1 rRNA gene is annotated in these 217 nt (G+C 49.3%); it reads left to right on the top strand.

From position 1 onward, the window contains the following. A 23S ribosomal RNA gene (locus tag H3H36_RS26605) occupies positions 1 to 192 on the top strand; the annotation flags it as partial. Positions 193 to 217: the final 25 nt, after the last annotated feature.

Consider the following 217-nt stretch of genomic DNA (forward strand, 5'->3'; position numbering starts at 1 on the left):
TTGCCGGGTAGCTAAGTTCGGAAGAGATAACCGCTGAAAGCATCTAAGCGGGAAACTTGCCTTAAGATGAGATTTCCCGGAGCCTTGAGCTCCTTGAAGGGTCGTTCGAGACCAGGACGTTGATAGGCTGGGTGTGGAAGTGCAGTAATGCATTAAGCTAACCAGTACTAATTGCCCGTACGGCTTGTCCCTATAACCTTAGCAGGTTGTGGTGAAT

This window comes from Rugamonas fusca (assembly GCF_014042365.1).
Classification (GTDB): domain Bacteria; phylum Pseudomonadota; class Gammaproteobacteria; order Burkholderiales; family Burkholderiaceae_D; genus Rugamonas; species Rugamonas fusca.